At 70.6% G+C, this 17089-nt stretch carries 16 protein-coding genes and 1 pseudogene; 13 read left to right on the top strand and 4 right to left on the bottom strand.

Annotation, left to right across the window (positions count from 1 at the left end):
* Positions 1 to 151 precede the first annotated feature (151 nt).
* The 10 genes from ABZT04_RS11230 (at position 152) to ABZT04_RS11185 (ending at position 9173) form a co-directional block, all read left to right on the top strand.
* Positions 152 to 1114, top strand: coding sequence for an SMP-30/gluconolactonase/LRE family protein (locus tag ABZT04_RS11230; RefSeq protein WP_356055427.1), 963 nt, complete (start codon positions 152 to 154; stop codon positions 1112 to 1114).
* Between the two features lie 164 nt (positions 1115 to 1278).
* A complete protein-coding gene (crcB, locus tag ABZT04_RS11225; protein ID WP_356055425.1) occupies positions 1279 to 1740 on the top strand; it encodes a fluoride efflux transporter CrcB in 462 nt (153 codons plus the stop codon).
* The gene (locus ABZT04_RS11220; protein ID WP_356055422.1) at positions 1737 to 2108 is read left to right on the top strand and encodes a DUF190 domain-containing protein; all 372 of its coding nucleotides are present in this window, start codon (positions 1737 to 1739) and stop codon (positions 2106 to 2108) included. Before crcB (ABZT04_RS11225) ends, ABZT04_RS11220 begins: the two co-directional genes overlap by 4 nt.
* A complete protein-coding gene (gene crcB / locus ABZT04_RS11215) occupies positions 2105 to 2479 on the top strand; it encodes a fluoride efflux transporter CrcB (protein WP_356055419.1) in 375 nt (124 codons plus the stop codon). Before ABZT04_RS11220 ends, crcB (ABZT04_RS11215) begins: the two co-directional genes overlap by 4 nt.
* Positions 2480 to 2567: 88 nt before the next feature.
* Positions 2568 to 3404: an undecaprenyl-diphosphate phosphatase gene (locus ABZT04_RS11210; protein WP_356055417.1), complete on the top strand. Its 837-nt coding sequence runs from the start codon at positions 2568 to 2570 to the stop codon at positions 3402 to 3404.
* 172 nt (positions 3405 to 3576) lie between these two features.
* On the top strand, positions 3577 to 4254 hold the full coding sequence (locus ABZT04_RS11205; RefSeq protein ID WP_019068931.1) for a FadR/GntR family transcriptional regulator: 678 nt from the start codon (positions 3577 to 3579) through the stop codon (positions 4252 to 4254).
* Positions 4251 to 5693: an amino acid permease gene (locus ABZT04_RS11200; protein ID WP_356055415.1), complete on the top strand. Its 1443-nt coding sequence runs from the start codon at positions 4251 to 4253 to the stop codon at positions 5691 to 5693. Before ABZT04_RS11205 ends, ABZT04_RS11200 begins: the two co-directional genes overlap by 4 nt.
* A 32-nt stretch (positions 5694 to 5725) precedes the next feature.
* Positions 5726 to 6745, top strand: a complete 1020-nt coding sequence (locus ABZT04_RS11195) for an asparaginase (protein WP_356055413.1) — start codon at positions 5726 to 5728, stop codon at positions 6743 to 6745.
* 50 nt (positions 6746 to 6795) lie between these two features.
* On the top strand, positions 6796 to 8205 hold the full coding sequence (gene aspA / locus ABZT04_RS11190) for an aspartate ammonia-lyase (RefSeq protein WP_356055411.1): 1410 nt from the start codon (positions 6796 to 6798) through the stop codon (positions 8203 to 8205).
* A 35-nt stretch (positions 8206 to 8240) separates the two neighbouring features.
* On the top strand, positions 8241 to 9173 hold the full coding sequence (locus ABZT04_RS11185; protein WP_356055409.1) for a glutaminase: 933 nt from the start codon (positions 8241 to 8243) through the stop codon (positions 9171 to 9173).
* Between the two features lie 6 nt (positions 9174 to 9179).
* Here ABZT04_RS11185 and ABZT04_RS11180 read toward each other — a convergent pair whose 3' ends face one another.
* Positions 9180 to 9950 carry an alpha/beta hydrolase gene (locus ABZT04_RS11180; protein ID WP_356055708.1) on the bottom strand — a complete coding sequence of 257 codons (771 nt, stop codon included), beginning with the start codon at positions 9948 to 9950 and terminating at the stop codon, positions 9180 to 9182.
* Between the two features lie 164 nt (positions 9951 to 10114).
* On the opposite strand from ABZT04_RS11180, the gene mptB reads away from it, so the two are divergent.
* Both mptB and ABZT04_RS11170 read left to right on the top strand, forming a co-directional pair.
* Entirely contained in the window at positions 10115 to 11509 is a 1395-nt protein-coding gene (mptB, locus tag ABZT04_RS11175; RefSeq protein ID WP_356055408.1) for a polyprenol phosphomannose-dependent alpha 1,6 mannosyltransferase MptB, read from the top strand.
* Positions 11506 to 12900, top strand: coding sequence for a glycosyltransferase 87 family protein (locus tag ABZT04_RS11170; RefSeq protein ID WP_356055406.1), 1395 nt, complete (start codon positions 11506 to 11508; stop codon positions 12898 to 12900). Before mptB ends, ABZT04_RS11170 begins: the two co-directional genes overlap by 4 nt.
* A gap of 11 nt (positions 12901 to 12911) precedes the next feature.
* Here ABZT04_RS11170 and ABZT04_RS11165 read toward each other — a convergent pair.
* The 3 genes and pseudogenes from ABZT04_RS11165 to ABZT04_RS11155 form a co-directional block, all read right to left on the bottom strand.
* A pseudogene (locus ABZT04_RS11165) lies at positions 12912 to 13793 on the bottom strand (D-alanyl-D-alanine carboxypeptidase); the annotation flags it as partial.
* A gap of 96 nt (positions 13794 to 13889) precedes the next feature.
* On the bottom strand, positions 13890 to 15029 hold the full coding sequence (gene rho, locus ABZT04_RS11160; protein WP_356055404.1) for a transcription termination factor Rho: 1140 nt from the start codon (positions 15027 to 15029) through the stop codon (positions 13890 to 13892).
* A 290-nt stretch (positions 15030 to 15319) separates the two neighbouring features.
* Positions 15320 to 16147: a class I SAM-dependent methyltransferase gene (locus tag ABZT04_RS11155; protein WP_356055402.1), complete on the bottom strand. Its 828-nt coding sequence runs from the start codon at positions 16145 to 16147 to the stop codon at positions 15320 to 15322.
* Positions 16148 to 16314: 167 nt separating this feature from the next.
* On the opposite strand from ABZT04_RS11155, the gene ABZT04_RS11150 reads away from it, so the two are divergent.
* A complete protein-coding gene (locus ABZT04_RS11150; protein ID WP_356055400.1) occupies positions 16315 to 17085 on the top strand; it encodes an SDR family NAD(P)-dependent oxidoreductase in 771 nt (256 codons plus the stop codon).
* The last annotated feature ends 4 nt before the right edge of the window (positions 17086 to 17089 follow it).

The raw sequence follows: 17089 nt of genomic DNA, 5'->3' as shown, positions 1-17089 counted from the left end.
CCCTTCTCACCGACCGGCAGCATGATCCGGGTCACCGGGAATACGCTCGGCAAACCTGACCCCAGACGTGACGTGGGGACGCGATGACCGGGAAGAGAAGCAAGCGTACGCGTACCGGTACGCCCTGTCCGACCCCACGCAGGAGGTTTTCGTGGACCGACCCGAGGCACTGTTCGCCCGCCGTTACGTCGCGATCGGCGGCCGTGGCCCGGAGGACGTGGTGGCCGACGCCCGTGGTCGGGTGCTGACCGGCGTCGAGGACGGCCGCATCCTCCGTCTCGACGGACTGCTCGACCCCGAGGCGGTGCGGGTGGAGACCCTCGCCGACACCGGAGGACGCCCGCTCGGACTCGAACTCCTCCCGGACAACGGCCTGTTGGTGTGCGACGCGGAACGCGGACTGCTCCGCGTCGACCTCGGCGACGGCTCCGTACGCGTCCTCGCCGACTCGGTGGCGGGGGAGCCGCTGCGGTTCTGCAGCAACGTGGTCGCGCTGTCCGACGGCAGCGTGTACTTCACCGTCGCCAGCCGTCGCTACCCGCTCCACCAGTGGCTCGGCGACATCGTCGAACACACCGGCACCGGACGGCTGCTGCGCCTCGCACCCGGCAGCGACACCCCCGAAGTGCTGCTGGAGGGGCTTCAGTTCGCCAACGGGCTGGCCCCGAGCGCCGACGAATCCTTCCTGGTGATCGCCGAGAGCGGCGCCTGCCGCCTCACCCGCTACTGGCTCACCGGGCCCGGGGCCGGCCGCGGCGAACCCTTCGTGGAGGATCTCCCGGGCATGCCCGACAACATCTGGCGCGCCGGACCCGACGGCCCGCTCTGGGTGGCGCTGGCCGGCCCCCGCGTGCCCCCGCTCGACGTCCTGCACCGTGGCCCGGACGCCGTACGGCACACCGCAGGACGTATCGCCGCGCGGGTGCCCTTCCGGCCCACGGGCATGATCGGGGCCCTCGCGGTCGACGACGAGGGACGCGTGGATCACCACCTCATCGCGCGCGGCTCTCCCTTCCGCATGGTCACCAGCGTGTGCGAGGCGGCGGGCCACCTCGTCCTGGGCAGCCTGCGGGAGCCCGGTGTCGCGCTGTGCGAGCCGCCCGCCCCGAAGTGACCCAGGCCCGCCACCGGCGTTAACCTGTTCCCCGGCCGCGATCACCCCTCGCGGCGCGGCGGTGGGGCCCGCCGTACCCGAACCGCGGCAGTGGTGCCGCCAACGGTCCCTACTTGTGAAGGCGTGTGCCCGCAGGGCCCCCGACGAGTAGGAGACGTACGGCCATGACAGCTCCCGAGGCCGAGAGCCTGCGCACCCGGCCACAGGCCCCGCGCCCGTCCGTCTGGCGCGGTCAGGGACCCGTGGTCGCGGTGGTCGCCCTCGGCGGCGCGATCGGTGCCGTGGCCCGGTATGCGGCCTCCCTGTGGTGGCCCGCCCGGAGCGGCGGATTTCCCTGGACGACCTTCGGGATCAATGTGGTCGGGTGCGCCGTGATCGGCGTGTTCATGGTGGTCATCACCGACATGTGGGCCGCCCACAGGCTGGTGCGGCCGTTCTTCGGGACCGGTGTGCTCGGCGGCTTCACCACCTTCTCGACGTACGCCGTGGACATCCAGAGACTGGTCGACGCGGGCCGTCCGCGCACCGCACTGGCCTATCTCGCCGCGACCCTGCTCGCGGCTCTCGCGGCGGTGTGGCTCGCGGCCACGGTGACCCGGCGCGTCCTGAAGTGGAGGCAGCGATGACCAGGCTGACCGGCGGCGCCCTGCGCGCGACCGTCTTCATCGGCGAGAACGACACCTGGCACCACAAGCCCCTCTACACGGAGATCGTCCACCGCGCGCACGCGGCCGGGCTGGCCGGCGCCAGTGTCTTCCGGGGCATCGAGGGCTTCGGCGCCTCCTCCCTGATCCACACCTCGCGGCTGCTGTCGCTCAGCGAGGACCTGCCGGTGGCGATCGTGATCGTGGACACCGAGGAGCGCGTACGGGCCTTCCTGCCGCAGCTCGACGAACTCGTCACCGAAGGTCTGGTGACCCTCGACGCGTGCGAGGTCATCCGGTACGTGGGCCGCACCGACGAGGCGGACGGGAAGGGTAAGAGGTCGTTGTGAACTGGCTGTTGGTCGTCGTGGGCGCCGTGGTCGGTGCCCCGCTCCGCTATCTCACCGACCGTGCCGTGCAGTCGAGACACGACTCCGTCTTCCCGTGGGGCACCTTCGTGGTGAACGTCACCGGCTGCCTCATCCTGGGCACGCTGACCGGTGCGGTGTCCGCCGGGGCGGCCGGCTCACATCTCCAACTCCTCGTCGGGACAGGCCTTTGCGGGGCCCTGACGACGTACTCGACCTTCTCGTACGAGACACTGCGGCTGACCGAGACGGGCGCGGGGCTCTACGCTGCCGCCAACGTCGTCGGCAGCGTGATGGCGGGCCTCGGTGCGGTATTCGCCGGGGTGGCGATCGCGCAGGGCCTGTGGGCGTAAGAGATCGGGCGGCTCCCGGGCCCGAGCGGCACGCTCCGGAGCGCTATTGTCTACAGCACTGTCGACCAACTCCCAAGAACTGGATCTCATGAGCGTCATCAGCGTCGGTCAGGCCGCCGTCCTCGGAGTCGTGGAGGGGGTGACCGAGTTCCTGCCCGTGTCCTCCACCGGCCATCTGAAGATCGTCGAGGGGCTGATGAAGATCCCCGTGGACGACGACGCCGTCGTCGGGTTCTCGGCCGTCATCCAGGTCGGCGCCATCGCCGCCGTGCTCGTGTACTTCTTCAAGGACATCGTGCGGATCGTGACCGCGTGGGGCCGTGGCCTGCGCAATCGCGAGGAGCGCTATCACCACGACTACAAGTTCGCCTGGTGGGTGATCTACGCGACCATCCCGATCGTGCTGGTGGGCCTCGCCGCGAAGCCGCTCATCGACGGCCCGCTCGGCTCGCTGTGGGTGGTCGCCGCCTCGCTGATCGTCGGCAGCGGTGTGATGTGGGCGGCCGACCAGATGGGCCGGCACAAGCGTGGTGAGGACGACACCACGTTCAAGGACGCGATGCTGGTGGGCAGTTCACAGATCCTCGCGCTGCTCTTCCCCGGCTTCTCCCGCTCCGGCGCCACCATGTCCACCGGCCTCATCCTCGACCTGGACCGCGTCGCCGCCACCCGGCTCTCCTTCTTCCTCGGCATCCCTGCCCTCACCGGCGCGGGCATCTACGAGCTGAAGGACGCCCTGGGGGCGGGCGTGGGCGCCGCCCCGCTGGCCGTCGGCACCATCGTGTCGTTCGTGGTCGCCTACGGCTCCATCGCCTGGCTGCTGAAGTTCGTCGCCAAGCACTCCTTCAACGCCTTCGTGATCTACCGGATCGTCATCGGCATCCTGCTGTTCGGGCTGCTCGGCGCGGGTGTCCTCGACAGCTGACACCGGGCGGACGACCGTCACGGAGGGCGTGCAGCCGGAATTTCAGGCCGCACGCCCTCTGAATTTTTCTTTTCCGATCGCTTGACAGCACTGTCCCGTCACCCGCAGGATCACGTCCGTGAACCTGTCAGACAGCCAGACAGGTGGAGTCGGACCGCGGCGCGTGAGCGCCATGGAAGCGGTGCTCGTCCACCTCCGCGGCGCCATCGAGCGCGGCGACTACGCGATCGGCGACAAGCTGCCCTCCGAGGCCGAGCTGTGCCGCACGCTGGAGATCAGCCGGCCCGTGCTGCGCGAGGCCCTGCGGGCCCTGCAGACCATGGGCCTGACCGTCTCCAAGACCGGCAAGGGCACCTTCGTCGTCGCCAACGCCGTCGAGGACCCCACCTTCGGCGACTACGCGGCCAGCGACCTCCTGGAGGTGCGCCGCCATGTCGAGATCCCGGTCGCCGGGTACGCGGCCCTGCGTCGCACCCCGGAGAACCTGGACCACCTGGCCCATCTCCTGGACCGCATGGAGCGGGAGACGGACACCACCGCGTGGGTCGCGATGGACACCCTCTTCCACCTCGCCGTCGCGGAGGCCGCCCAGAACCCGGTGTTCCGCCGGGTCATCGAGGAGATCCGCGACGCGCTGGCCCGCCAGTCCGCGTTCCTCAACGAACTCGGCGGCCGGCGCGAGCAGTCCAACCGCGAGCACCGGGCGATCGTCGAGGCGCTGATCGACGGCAGCGAGCCGGACGCCGTCGAGGCCATGTCCCACCACCTCGACCGGGTCGAGACGACCCTCACCGACATCGTGCGCCCCGCGCGCACCGACACCCCCACGGAAGGCGGACCCGAGGCGTGAGCGAGCAGTCCCTGCACGACGGCGTGCAGAAACGATCCGGCCATGTCGACGCCGGAGACGCCGGCTACAGCAAGTCCCTGAAGTCCCGGCACGTCAACATGATCGCCATCGGCGGCGCGATCGGCACCGGCCTCTTCCTCGGCGCCGGCGGCCGCCTCGCCGACGCCGGCCCCTCGCTCTTCATCGCGTACGCGGTCTGCGGACTCTTCGCCTTCCTCGTCGTCCGCGCCCTGGGCGAACTCGTCCTGTACCGGCCCTCGTCCGGAGCCTTCGTGTCGTACGCCCGGGAGTTCCTCGGCGAGAAGGGTGCCTATGTCGCGGGCTGGATGTACTTCCTGAACTGGGCCACCACCGGCGTCGCCGACATCACCGCCGTGGCCGTGTACACCCACTACTGGGGCATGTTCTCCGACATCCCTCAATGGTTGATCGCATTGATCGCCCTCGCCGTCGTGTTGACCGTCAACTTGATCTCTGTACGGCTCTTCGGCGAGCTCGAGTTCTGGTTCGCGATCATCAAGGTCAGCGCGCTCGTCGTCTTCATGCTCATCGGCATCTTTCTGCTGGCCACCCAGCACCCCGTCGACGGCCACACCCCCGGCCCGTCCCTGATCACCGACAGCGGCGGCATCTTCCCGAACGGCATGCTCCCCATGCTGCTGATCATCCAGGGCGTCGTCTTCGCCTACGCCTCCGTCGAACTGGTCGGCGTCGCCGCCGGAGAGACCGAGAACCCCGAGAAGATCATGCCGAAGGCGATCAACTCGATCATGTGGCGCGTCGGCCTCTTCTACGTCGGCTCGGTCGTCCTGCTGTCGATGCTGCTGCCCTGGAACAAATACAGCGCCGGCCAGAGCCCCTTCGTGACGGTCCTCTCCCAGATCGGCATCCCCGCGGCGGGCGGCGTCATGAACCTCGTCGTCCTCACCGCGGCCATGTCCTCGCTCAACTCCGGCCTCTACTCCACCGGCCGCATCCTCCGCTCCATGGCGATGTCCGGCTCCGCCCCCAAGTTCACCTCGGTGATGAGCCGCAACCAGGTCCCCTACGGCGGCATCCTGCTCACCAGCGGCATCTGCGTCCTCGGCGTCGGCCTCAACTACGTGGTCCCCGCCGACGCGTTCGAGATCGTCCTCAACTTCGCCGCCATCGGCATCCTCGCCACCTGGGGCATGATCATGCTCTGTCACCTCCTCTTCTGGCAGAAGACCGAGAAGGGCGAACTCACCCGCCCCGGCTACCGCCTGCCGGGCTCCCCCTGGACCGAACTCGTGACGCTGGCCTTCCTCGCCTCCGTCCTGGTCCTCATGTACGCCGACGGCGGCGCCGGACGCACCACCGTGCTGTGCCTGCCGCTGATCGCCGCCGCACTGGTCGCCGGATGGTTCGCCGTCCGCCGCCGGGTCGCGCACACCTCCACCCCGACGACCGACGCGTGAGACCCACGCCGTCCGAACCCCGACAGGCAGTGATGTACAGCAGTCCCCTCGCGGACCCACCCCTCGTCCGTGAACCCGTCCACGCACCCGTCGCCCACCTCATCCGCGACGGACTGATCGAGGGCATCCACCACGGCTCCGTCGTCGTCCTCGACACCGACGGACAGGTCCAACTCCAACTCGGCGACATCGAGGCCGCGTTCTACCCGCGCTCGGCGATCAAGCCCGTACAGGCCGTCGCCATGGTGCGGGCGGGGCTGCCGCTGGACGGCGAATTGCTCTCCCTCGCCGCCGCCAGCCACTCCGGCGAGGAACGCCACCTCGCCGGGACCCGGCGCATCCTCGAACTCGCCGGCCTCACCGAGGACGACCTGCGCAACGTCCCCGACCTGCCGTTCGACCCCGTCGTCCGGGACACCTGGGTGCGCGGAGGACGGCCACCGTCCCGGCTCGCCCAGAACTGCTCCGGCAAGCACGCGGCGATGCTGTACGTGTCGAAGCTCAACGGCTGGTCCCTGGACGACTATCTCGACCCCGCGCACCCGCTCCAGCAGGCGATCGCCGAGATCGTCGAGGACCTCACCGGGCAGCGGATCGCGCGGGTGAGTGTCGACGGATGCGGGGCTCCCTTGTTCTCCATCTCCCTGCACGGGTTGGCGCGGGCCGTGTCACGGGTCGTCACCGGCGCGCCCGGTACGCCCGAGGCGCGGGTCGCTGACGCGATGCGTGAGTACGCCGAGATGGCGTCCGGGTCCGGGCGGGACGTGGCCGCGCTGATGCGGGCCGTTCCAGGGCTGCTGGCCAAGGACGGGTTCGAGGGTGTCGAGGTCGCCGCGTTGCCTGACGGGCGGGCCGTTGCCGTGAAGATCGCGGACGGGGCCAACCGGGCGCGAATTCCTGTCGCGGCGGCCGCGTTGGCGCGGGCCGGGGTGTCCCCCTCGCTGCTCACCGAGTTCGCGGGGGAGGCGTTGCTCGGGGGTGGGGAGCCGGTGGGGTGTGTGCGGCCTGTGCGGGCTCTGGACCCGGTGCCGCCGTTGTCCGCGTGTGCCTAGATCGCCCCAAGACTGTCCTTCGCCCCGTTGGAAAGAGGAGCTGTACCTTCATGGCCGTCGTAACGCGTCGCGAACATGATCTGCTCGGCGACCGGGACGTTCCCGCCGATGCGTACTGGGGTGTTCACACCCTGCGTGCCACCGAGAACTTCGCCATCACCGGGACTCCGATCTCCGCCTACCCGCACTTGATCAACGCACTGGCCGCCGTCAAGGAGGCCGCCGCTCTCGCCAACGAGGAGTTGGGGCTGCTCCCGCCGGAGAAGGCGGCGGTCATCGTCGCCGCCTGTCGGGAGATCCGGGGCGGCAAGCTGCACGACCAGTTCGTCGTGGACGTAGTGCAGGGCGGGGCCGGTACCTCGACCAACATGAACGCCAACGAGGTGATCGCCAACCGGGCGTTGGAGTTGCTCGGACACGGCAAGGGCGAGTACCAGTTCCTGCACCCCAACGAGGACGTCAACCTCGGGCAGTCCACCAATGACGTGTATCCGACCGCGGTCAAGATAGCGACGGTCTTCGCCGTCCATGGATTGATCGAGTCAATGTCTGTACTGGAGGACGCGTTCGCCCGTAAGGCCGTCGAGTTCCGTGACGTGCTCAAGATGGGCCGTACACAGTTGCAGGACGCGGTGCCCATGACGCTCGGTCAAGAGTTCTCCGCGTATGCCGTCATGATGGACGAGGATCGTCAACGTCTTGACGAGGCTGTGCAGTTGATCCATGAGATCAACTTGGGCGCCACGGCCATCGGCACCGGACTCAATGCTCCCGCCGGGTATGCCGAGTCGGCGCGGCAACACCTCGCCGGGATCACCGGCCTGCCGTTGGTGACGGCGGCCAACCTGGTCGAGGCCACGCAGGACTGCGGTGCGTTCGTGCAGATGTCGGGGGTGCTGAAGCGGGTCGCGGTCAAGCTCTCCAAGAGCTGCAACGACCTGCGGCTGCTGTCCTCGGGGCCGCGCGCGGGGCTGGGGGAGATCAACCTGCCGCCGGTGCAGGCCGGTTCGAGCATCATGCCCGGCAAGGTCAACCCGGTGATCCCCGAGGTCGTCAACCAGGTCGCCTTCGAGGTGATCGGCAACGACGTCACCATCACGATGGCCGCCGAGGCCGGACAGCTCCAGCTCAACGCCTTCGAGCCGATCATCCTGCACTCGCTGTCGGAGAGCATCACGCATCTGCGCGCCGCCTGTCTGACGCTGGCCGAGCGCTGTGTGGACGGCATCACCGCCAACACCGAGGCGCTGCGCGCGAGCGTGGAGAACTCCATCGGCCTGGTGACCGCGCTGAACCCGCACATCGGGTACACGGCCGCCACCGACATCGCCAAGGAGGCCCTCGCCACCGGCCGGGGCGTTGCCGAACTCGTCCTGGAGAAGGGCCTGTTGCCCGCCGAGACCCTCGCTGCCCTGCTGCGGCCCGAGGTCCTGGCCGGCAGCGGTCCCGTGGCCGTCTGACCGCGGACGCGCACCAGGACCGGCCCGGAGGCACAATGGTGATCATGCCCTCGTCGATGACTTTCCAGCCGGTCCTGGAGCGTATCGCCGGTGAGATCGAGCGGACGCCCGGGCGTGGCCGGCCCGCCGACTACATCCCGGCGCTGGCGGCCTGCGACCCGCGCAGCTTCGGCATGGCCGTCGCGGAGCCGGACGGCACGGTGTACGGCGTGGGGGACTGGCGGCAGCCCTTCTCCACGCAGTCCATCACCAAGGTCTTCACCCTCGCCCTCGACCTGGCCCGCGAGGGCGACGAACTGTGGGAGCACGTGGGCCGCGAGCCCTCCGGCAACCCCTTCAACTCCCTTGTCCAGTTGGAGTACGAGAACGGCATCCCGCGCAACCCGTTCATCAACGCGGGCGCGCTCGTCGTCACCGACCGGCTCCAGACCCGTACCGGAGACGCGGCGGGCGAGCTGCTGGCCTTCCTGCGCACGGAGAGCGGCAACCCGGGCCTGGACTTCGACAAGGGGGTCGCCGCCTCCGAGTCCGCGCACGGCGACCGCAACGCGGCCCTGGCCCACTTCATGAAGTCCTACGGCAACATCGACAACGAGGTACCCGTCCTCCTGGACCAGTACTTCCGGCAGTGCTCCATCGAGGCGTCCTGCGCCGATCTCGCCCTCGCCGCCGGTTTCCTGGCCCGGCACGGGAGTCGTGCCGACGGCAGCCGGCTGCTCACCCTCACGCAGGCCAAGCAGGTCAACGCGGTGATGCTGACCTGCGGGACGTACGACGCGGCGGGCGAGTTCGCCTACCGGGTGGGCCTGCCCGGCAAGAGCGGAGTGGGCGGCGGCATCATCGCCGTCGTACCGGGCCGGTGCACCCTCGCCGTATGGAGCCCGGGACTCGACGAGCGCGGGAACTCGGTGGCCGGGGTCGCGGCCCTCGACCGCTTCACCACGTTGACCGGGGTGTCGGTGTTCTGACCGGCGTCAGTCCAGGAACTCGTCCAGCAGCGGCGTGAGCAGCGATGTCCGCCGCATGAGGCTCATGTGCGTGGTGCCGGGCAGGACGGCGAGCCGTGCGTCCGGGATGAGCCGCTGCATCTCGGCGGCGTGCTCGACGCGCACGAAGTCCCCGTCGCCGACGACCAGCAGTGTGGGCGCGGTCAGCGCGCGCAGGTCGTCGGCGGTCCATGGCAGTGGCCCGTTCGCCGCCGCCGAGACCTTGGCCAGGAAGTCCTGGAAGTGCTCGGGGTGCGGGGCGACGGCCGCGTAGGCGTCGGCCATCTCCTGGAAGTCCGCCCGGCTGGGCAGCCGGGGCGAGCTGTAGTCGGGGGTGCGGACGTCGTCGTGGTAGCCGTCCTGGGCGTACTGGGTGGCCGCCAGTACGAGCCGTCCGACGCGCTCCGGGTGCCGGACCGCGATCTCCAGCGCGGTCAGTCCGCCGAGGCTGAAGCCGATGAAGTCGGCCCGCTCGAGGCCGAGTTCGTCGAGCAGCGCCACCACGTCGGAGGCGAGGTCCGGCACGGTCATCGGGCGGTCGGTGTCCGCGGTGCGGCCGTGGCCCTGGAGTTCGGGGGCGATGACGTACCGGTCGGCGGACAGCGCGGGAAGCACGCTCCCGAAGGTCAGACCGATGGTGAGGACACCGCCGTGCAGCAGCACCAGCGGACGCCGGCCCTTGTGTTCGGCGCCATGGATCTCGTAGTACATCTCCAGGCCGTTCACCTTGGCGTGGGCGGAACTGTGCGGCACGGTCATCACATCCGTTCGGTGAAAGCGGGTCATGGGGGAGACCGGTCGAGGACAGAGAACTCATCGGTACCGAGGCCTGATCACACGGAGGTCACGAGCAGTCCGCCGCACGGAGGGCGGCACGTCGCTTTCCCGCCATCCGGCGTTGACACGCTTGGCGAGTGTTGGCCATGGCTTTTCCCGTCGATCTCCGCCGCTGCCAGGTGCTCGGTCTGGCCGGAACCGCTGTCCTCGCCCTGGGCGGTGAGACGGCCGGAGCGCTCCCGGCCGAGGATCTCTTCTCCCCGGCCTCCGCGCAGGCCGCGCTGGGGCTGGTCGGGGTCTACTTCGGTGTCGTCCTGCTGATAGCGGCCTGGCTGCTGCTGGGCAAGCTGATCCGCAGCGCCGAACCGCCGACCCCGCGCTCCCTGCTGCTGGTCCTCGCCGTGTGGGCGACCCCGCTGCTGCTCGCGCCGCCGCTGTTCAGCCGGGACGTGTACAGCTATCTCGCGCAGGGCGCCATGGTCGACGCCCACATGGACGTGTACGCACACGGCCCCGCCACGCTCGGCGGCCCCCTCGCCGACGAGGTCGCCCCGCTGTGGAAGCACACCGGAGCGCCCTACGGCCCGGTGTTCCTCGCGATGGCCTCGGGGCTCTCCGGACTGACCCGGGGAGAACTCCCCGCCGGGCTCTTCGGGATGCGGCTCGTCGCGCTCCTCGGGGTGGGCCTGATGGCCGCCGCCCTGCCCAGGCTCGCCCGGAACAGCGGCGCCGACCCGGCCGCCGCGCTCTGGCTCGGTGCCCTCAACCCGCTCGTGCTGCTCCACCTCGTCGCGGGCGCCCACAACGACGCGATCATGCTCGGGCTGCTCGGCGTCGGTCTGGTCGCCGCCCTCGGCCGCTGGCCGGTCCTCGGCGCCGTACTCGTCACCCTCGCCGCCCTGGTCAAGGCCCCCGCCGCGCTCGGCCTCGCCGCGGTCGTGCTCCTCCAGATCCGCGCGGGCCACCGCCCCGCCAAGGCCGTCACCACGACCGTCGTCGCCTCCGCGGCCACCACGATCGCCGCCACGGCCATCGCCGGCACGGGCTACGGCTGGATAGGCGCCCTCGACACACCCGTCTCGGCGCACAACTGGGCGCTCACCAGCCTCCTCGGCCGCGCCACCGGCGCCCTGCTGGAACACCTGGGCAGCGATCTCGCCCCCTTCGCCATCCCGGCCTGGCACGCCCTCGGACTCGCGGTGACCGGCGCGGCCATCCTCGCCATATGGCTGCGGCTGCGCCCCAGCCCGGTCTACGCGCTCGGCCTGAGCCTCGCGGTCGTGGCCGCCTTCGGCCCGGCGATCCGCCCCTGGTACGCCCTCTGGGGCCTCTTCCTCATCGCCGCCGCCGCGCCCAGCACCTCCGTACGCCACCGAGTGGCGGCGGTTACCGGTGTCCTCGCGCTCGCCGTCCTGCCCAGCGGCGGCCCCGCCGACATCGGACAGCTCGTCCTGGCCGTCTCCGGCGGTGTCCTCGCGGTCGTCGTCCTGTGGCAGGCCCGCCTGGCGGCACAGGCCCCGGCCCTGGGACGTACGGCATGAGAACACCTCGCACCGACCGCGGCCGGCTCCTCCTGGTCCTGGCCCTCGCCACCGTGGTCGCCGTCTTCACCGCGACCGTCCCGCTGCTGCGCGACTGGTTCGACCTGCGCGTCTACTACGGCACCGTCCACACCTGGCTCCACCACGGCGGCCGGATCTACGACTACCAGGTCCCCGGGACGACGTACGGCTTCACCTACCCGCCGTTCGCCGCCGTCAGCATGGCCCCGATGGGATACCTCGGGCTCGGCACCGCGATCGCCGGCGCGCTCGTCCTCAACCTGGCGGCGCTCGCCGCCGTGCTGCGCATCCTGGCCGGGCCCGACTGGCGGCGTCACGGCTGGTTCGGTTGGGCGCTGGTGGCCTGCGGGCTGGCGCTGTTCGAGCCGCTGCGCGACACCTTCAGCTTCGGGCAGGTGAACCTCCTGCTGCTCGCCCTGGTCCTCGGCGACGGCTGGCTGCTCTCCACCGGCCGGGGCCGCTGGGCGGGCGTGGGCATCGGACTCGCGGCGGCGGTCAAGCTCACGCCGGCGCTCTTCATCGGCCTGCTGCTGGTGGCCAGACGCTGGAGGGCCGCCGCGGTCGCGACCGCCGTGGCCCTCGGGGCGACCGGGCTCGCGGCCCTGGTGGTCCCGGACGCCTCACGCTTCTACTGGACCCGGGCGATGTGGGACACAACCCGCGTAGGCCGCCTCGACTACGTCTCCAACCAGTCCCTGCAGGGCGTCCTGGCCCGGCTCGGCGAGACCGGCCGCCCCCTGTGGGCGACGGTCGTCCTCATCGTGCTGTGCGTGTGGGCGGTGCGGGCACGGCGTGCGGTCGTCGCCGGGGACTGGATCGCCGCGTTCGCGCTGACCGGGCTGACCGCCTGTCTGGTCAGCCCGATCACCTGGGTGCACCATCTCGTGTGGCTGCTGCCGTCCTTCGCCGTGCTGATCCGCACCGGGCGCCGGCGGATCGCGGGCGGCCTGTACGCGGTGATGTGCACCAGTGTCGTGTGGCTCTGGTTCAACGACGCCTCGGGCATCGACGGCTTCCTCGGCAGCAACACGTACACCTGGATCACTCTCGGTCTGCTGCTGTGGCTGCCGACAGGTCAGGCCTTGGACGACCGCGCGCCCCTGAGCCGCAACGCCACCACCACCGCACCCGCGCCGAGCGCCGCGGCGGCCACGATCGCCGCGGTCTCCGCCCAGCCCGGACCGTCGTCCTCCGGTACGACCGCGGCGGCCACCGGTACGGCGGTCACCGGCGCGGGGGCCGGACCCGGTGTCGGCCCGGCCCGCAACGCGTCCAGCGAACCCACCGGATCGACCCGCCCGACGGCCGCGAAACCCCAGTCGAGCAGCTCGCGCGCCTCCTCGTACACGGTGAAGCCACCGCCCGCCTGAGGGTTCATCACCGTGACGACGAGCGACCGCCCGCCCCGGCGCGCCGCCGCGACGAGCGTGTTGCCCGCGTGGGTGGTGTAACCGTTCTTCACGCCGATGAGACCGGGGTACGGCTCGACGCCGTCGTTGCCGGTCAGTAGCCGGTTGGTGTTGTGGATCGCGTACGAGGACCCGTCGCCCGGGAACTCCGCCTCGGCGGTGGAGCAGTACCGCGCGAAGTCCGCGTTGCGCAGCCCCTCCCGCCCGAACACCGCGAGGTCGAAGGCGGAGGACACCTGGCCGTCGGTGTCGTAGCCGTCCGGTGAGACGACATGGGTGTCGAGCGCGCCCAGGGCGCGGGCCTTGGCCTGCATCCGGGCGGCCGTGGCGTCCCAGCCGCCGTCGAGGGCTGCCAGGACATGTACGGCGTCGTTCCCGGAGTTGAGGAAGACCCCGCGCCACAGGTCGGCGACCTGGTACGTGTGGCCTTCCTCGATGCCGACCAGACTGCTTCCCTCGCCGATGCCGGCCAGGTCCTGCTCGCTGACCCGGTGTAGCAGGCCGCCCGGCAGTACGGGGAGGACGGTCAGGGCGAACAGGGTCTTCAGGGTGCTGGCGGGCGGGAGCCTGCGGTGTGCGTCGTGCGCGGCCAGCACGTCACCGGTGCCGGCGTCCGCCACCAGCCACGACAGGGCGGAGACGTCCGGGATCCCGGGTGCTCCGGGGTGCGGCCGGACCTGGGTCCCGGGGCCGTTCAGGAGCGCAGACGGCGGTGCCGCGGCTCCCGCTCCGCCCGGTGTGCCGGGACCCGACCCGGAGTGGGCCACCGCGGCGACGGGTGTGGACGCGAGGACACCCGCCAGGCAGAGGGCGCAGGCTGACACGGCGATCCGGGAGGGGAATCCGATAGTCATACCGCAAAGCTAGAAACGGAGGCGCCGTAGAAGGTGCTGGCCGGGCCGCGCGGGGCGAGCGAGCACCCGGATGCCCTAGTCCCACGGACGTGCCGGTCAGTCAGAAGGCAGCGTCGGCTGGATGCGCCGCAGGAAGGTCGCGTTGTCCGGGGTGTCCCGCATCCGCTCCAGCAGGGTCTCCAGGCTGCCCTGGCCGTCCCTGGTCTGCAGGGCCCGCCGCAGACCGCGTACGGCCGTCAACTCGGCCGGGGTGAGCAGGAGTTCCTCGCGTCGGGTGCCGGACGGGTTGATCTCGACGGCCGGGAACACCCGGCGGGAGGCCAGCTCGCGGCTGAGGCGCAGCTCCATGTTGCCGGTGCTCTTCAGCTCCTCGAAGTAGAAGTCGTCGGCACGGGAACCGGTCTCGACCAGCGCGGTGGCGAGGATGGTGAGCGAGCCGCCCTCCTCGGCGAGGCGCGCGGCGCCGAAGAACTTCTTCGGGCCGATCAGCGCGGTCGCGTCGACACCGCCGCTGAGGGTACGGCCACCGGAGGCGGCCGCGTTGTTGTGCGCCCGGCACAGCCGGGTCAGTGAGTCGAGCAGGATCACGACGTCCTCGCCGGCCTCGACGAGCCGCTTGGCCCGCTCGATGACCAGCTCGGCCAGCGCGATGTGCTGCTTGGGCGCCTTGTCGAAGGTGGAGGCGTACACCTCGCCGCGCACGGAGCGCCGCATGTCGGTGACTTCCTCGGGGCGCTCGTCGAGCAGCACCACCATGAGGCGGGCCTCGGGGTGGTTGCCGGCGACGGCGGCCGCGATCTGCTGGAGCAGCACGGTCTTGCCGGTCTTCGGCGGGGCCACGATCAGCCCGCGCTGGCCCTTGCCGACGGGGGCGATCAGATCGGCGACGCGTCCGGTGAGGCCGGCCGCCGGGTGTTCGAGGTGCAGCCGCTCACGCGGGTGCAGCGGAGTGAGGTCACGGAAGTGGCGTCGGCCGCGCAGCTCGGCGGGCGTGCGTCCGTTGACGAACGCGACCTCGGTCAGGGCGCGCTGCCCGCCGCGGACGCCTTCGACGAGGTCGCCCTTGCGCAGGCCGTGACGGCGGATCAGCGCGGGGGAGACCTGGAGGTCGGTGGGCGAGGGCGCACAGTCCAGTGCCCGCAGGTGCCCCTTCCCGTTGCCGTCGATGTCGAGGACACCGGTCGCGGTCTGGATACGGGGCCGTTCCTGTACTGGGGGTTCGAGTGTGGTGGTCATGATGGGTGGTCCTTTCAAGGACGGATGCATGTGTCATGCGGAAGGAAGGGGGAGAAGCCGCGAGCGGAGGGCGAACGAGCGCTCCTCGGGGCGGCGGGGAACATCACCTCGGGGTACGGCGGAAAAGCGCCGGTCACGAGATGGTGTGGAGAAGCCGATGAGCCGGTCGGGAATCGACGGGCCGTTCGGCGAAGGTGAAGTGGTACTGGCACCGGCGCCCACAGTGGGGCGTACACAAGTGCTGATCGCACCGTAGCACACCGGCTGCGACTCCGGCTGTGAGATACGGCTCAGCGGTTCGCCAGCAGGCCGTACAGGAGAGGGATCCGCGGCTCGGGCAGTCGCCACCAGCCGCCGGGAGTCCGGACCATCCGCGGCCAGCGCGGCCACGGGAGTTCGTCGCTCTCACGGAGCCGCCGGATGTTCAGTCCCGCTGTCGTCAACGCGTTGATGACCTCGTCTATTCCGTGCATCCACTCGTAACTGTCGGTCGCACCAGCGACAGCCGGACCGTCGGTGTACGTGAACGTCGCGTCCCGGCGCACGGGACCGCCGCCGCCCAGATAGTCGTGGCGCAGCACCAGTTCGGGCCCCTCGTCCGGAGCCGGCTTCGGGCCCAGCGAGTTGAGCAGGGGATGGAACTCGACCACGTACAACAGGCCACCGGGGCGCAGGAGTTGGGCCACGACATCCGCCCAGCGCGGCAGATCCGGCAGATAGCACAGGGCGCCCTTGCCGGTGTACACGACGTCGAACTGCCGCTGCCCCAGGGCCTGCACGGCGTCGTACACGTTCGCCCGCACGTAGCCGACGTCGAGGCCCGCCTCCGCCGCGATGGCGTTCGCGGCCGCCACGGACGCCTCGGAGAAGTCGAGGCCCATGGCGCGGGCCCCGCGCTGCGCGAACGCGAGGGTCTCGGTGCCGAGGTGGCACTGGAGGTGGAGCACGTCACGGCCGGTCAGGTCGCCGAGGTCGTCCCACTCGAAGGCGGCGAACCAGCGCTCCGGGTCCGGGTCGTCGTCGAGGCCGTAGAACCGGCTGGCGAGGTGGACGGGGGTGCGGGCGTCCCAGTTCGCCTGGTTGGCGCGCATCAGCCGAGCGTGCTCGTCGGTGCTCATGGGGACATCCTCTCGTGAACCGGTGAGGAGTTCCCCGCTCCGCGCCTCATACCAGCCATACAAACCCCCGATGGCCCTTCGCCGACCCATTTCTTGTTCTCGCCAATGGCCGTACCTACGCTGCCACCACCGCACTACGGCGGCACGGGACAAGGGACTTGGGAATCATGGGTCGACTGGCCGGGAAAATCGCTTTCATCAGTGGAACGGGGGCGGGAATAGGGCGGGCCGCGGCGCTGATATTCGCGGCGGAGGGCGCCGAGGTCTTCGGCTGCGACATCGACGAGGACAACGCGGCCGAGACCGTGGAACTCGTCGAGAAGGCCGGTGGAATCATGCGGTCGCTCGCACCCGTAGACCTGTCCACCGAGGCCGGCGCAAGGGAGTGGATCGAAGCCGGGATCGCGGCGTTCGGCGGGATCGACATCCTCTACAACAACGCCTCCGCGCTGCGGAACGGTCCCTTCGAGACGATGCCCGCCGAGGACTGGTACTTCACCATCAAGAACGAGCTGGACATCCCCTACTTCTGTACGCAGGCCGCCTGGCCGCATCTGATCGCGCGGGGTGGCGGCGCCGTCCTCAACGTCGCGTCCGTGGCCGCCGTGCGCGGGGCGCCCTTCATGCCGATGGTGCCCCACGGGGCCGCCAAGGGCGGGGTGTTGGCGATGAGCATGCACCTGTGCGCGGCCGGCGCCCCGCACCGCATCCGCGTCAACACCATCGCCCCGGGCATGACCCGCACCTCCGCCACCGCACCCTTCCTCGACGATCCGGACGGCCCCAAGGCCCAGTTGGAGGCGCGCATACCGGTCGGGCGCGTGGGGCAGCCCGAGGACATCGCACGGGCCGCCGCCTTCCTCTGCTCCGACGAGGCGGCCTTCGTCAACGGCGCCAATCTCATGGTCGACGGCGGCGACAGCGCGATGGCGGGCTGAGGCG

This window comes from Streptomyces sp. NPDC005492 (assembly GCF_040605995.1).
Classification (GTDB): Bacteria; Actinomycetota; Actinomycetes; order Streptomycetales; family Streptomycetaceae; genus Streptomyces.
The sequence above is the reverse complement of the archived record's forward strand: the minus strand, read 5'-3'. Positions and strand labels throughout refer to the sequence as shown.

Excerpts from the sequence above, each read along its gene's own strand:
- ABZT04_RS11180 (WP_356055708.1), bottom strand. The coding sequence starts at position 9,950 with ATGACCGTGCCGCACAGTTCCGCCCACGCCAAGGTGAACGGCCTGGAG.
- ABZT04_RS11195 (WP_356055413.1), top strand. The coding sequence starts at position 5,726 with ATGTACAGCAGTCCCCTCGCGGACCCACCCCTCGTCCGTGAACCCGTC.
- ABZT04_RS11155 (WP_356055402.1), bottom strand. The coding sequence starts at position 16,147 with ATGAGCACCGACGAGCACGCTCGGCTGATGCGCGCCAACCAGGCGAAC.
- ABZT04_RS11210 (WP_356055417.1), top strand. The coding sequence starts at position 2,568 with ATGAGCGTCATCAGCGTCGGTCAGGCCGCCGTCCTCGGAGTCGTGGAG.
- ABZT04_RS11150 (WP_356055400.1), top strand. The coding sequence starts at position 16,315 with ATGGGTCGACTGGCCGGGAAAATCGCTTTCATCAGTGGAACGGGGGCG.
- ABZT04_RS11205 (WP_019068931.1), top strand. The coding sequence starts at position 3,577 with ATGGAAGCGGTGCTCGTCCACCTCCGCGGCGCCATCGAGCGCGGCGAC.
- ABZT04_RS11220 (WP_356055422.1), top strand. The coding sequence starts at position 1,737 with ATGACCAGGCTGACCGGCGGCGCCCTGCGCGCGACCGTCTTCATCGGC.
- ABZT04_RS11185 (WP_356055409.1), top strand. The coding sequence starts at position 8,241 with ATGGTGATCATGCCCTCGTCGATGACTTTCCAGCCGGTCCTGGAGCGT.
- aspA (WP_356055411.1), top strand. The coding sequence starts at position 6,796 with ATGGCCGTCGTAACGCGTCGCGAACATGATCTGCTCGGCGACCGGGAC.
- mptB (WP_356055408.1), top strand. The coding sequence starts at position 10,115 with ATGGCTTTTCCCGTCGATCTCCGCCGCTGCCAGGTGCTCGGTCTGGCC.
- crcB (WP_356055425.1), top strand. The coding sequence starts at position 1,279 with ATGACAGCTCCCGAGGCCGAGAGCCTGCGCACCCGGCCACAGGCCCCG.
- ABZT04_RS11170 (WP_356055406.1), top strand. The coding sequence starts at position 11,506 with ATGAGAACACCTCGCACCGACCGCGGCCGGCTCCTCCTGGTCCTGGCC.
- rho (WP_356055404.1), bottom strand. The coding sequence starts at position 15,029 with ATGACCACCACACTCGAACCCCCAGTACAGGAACGGCCCCGTATCCAG.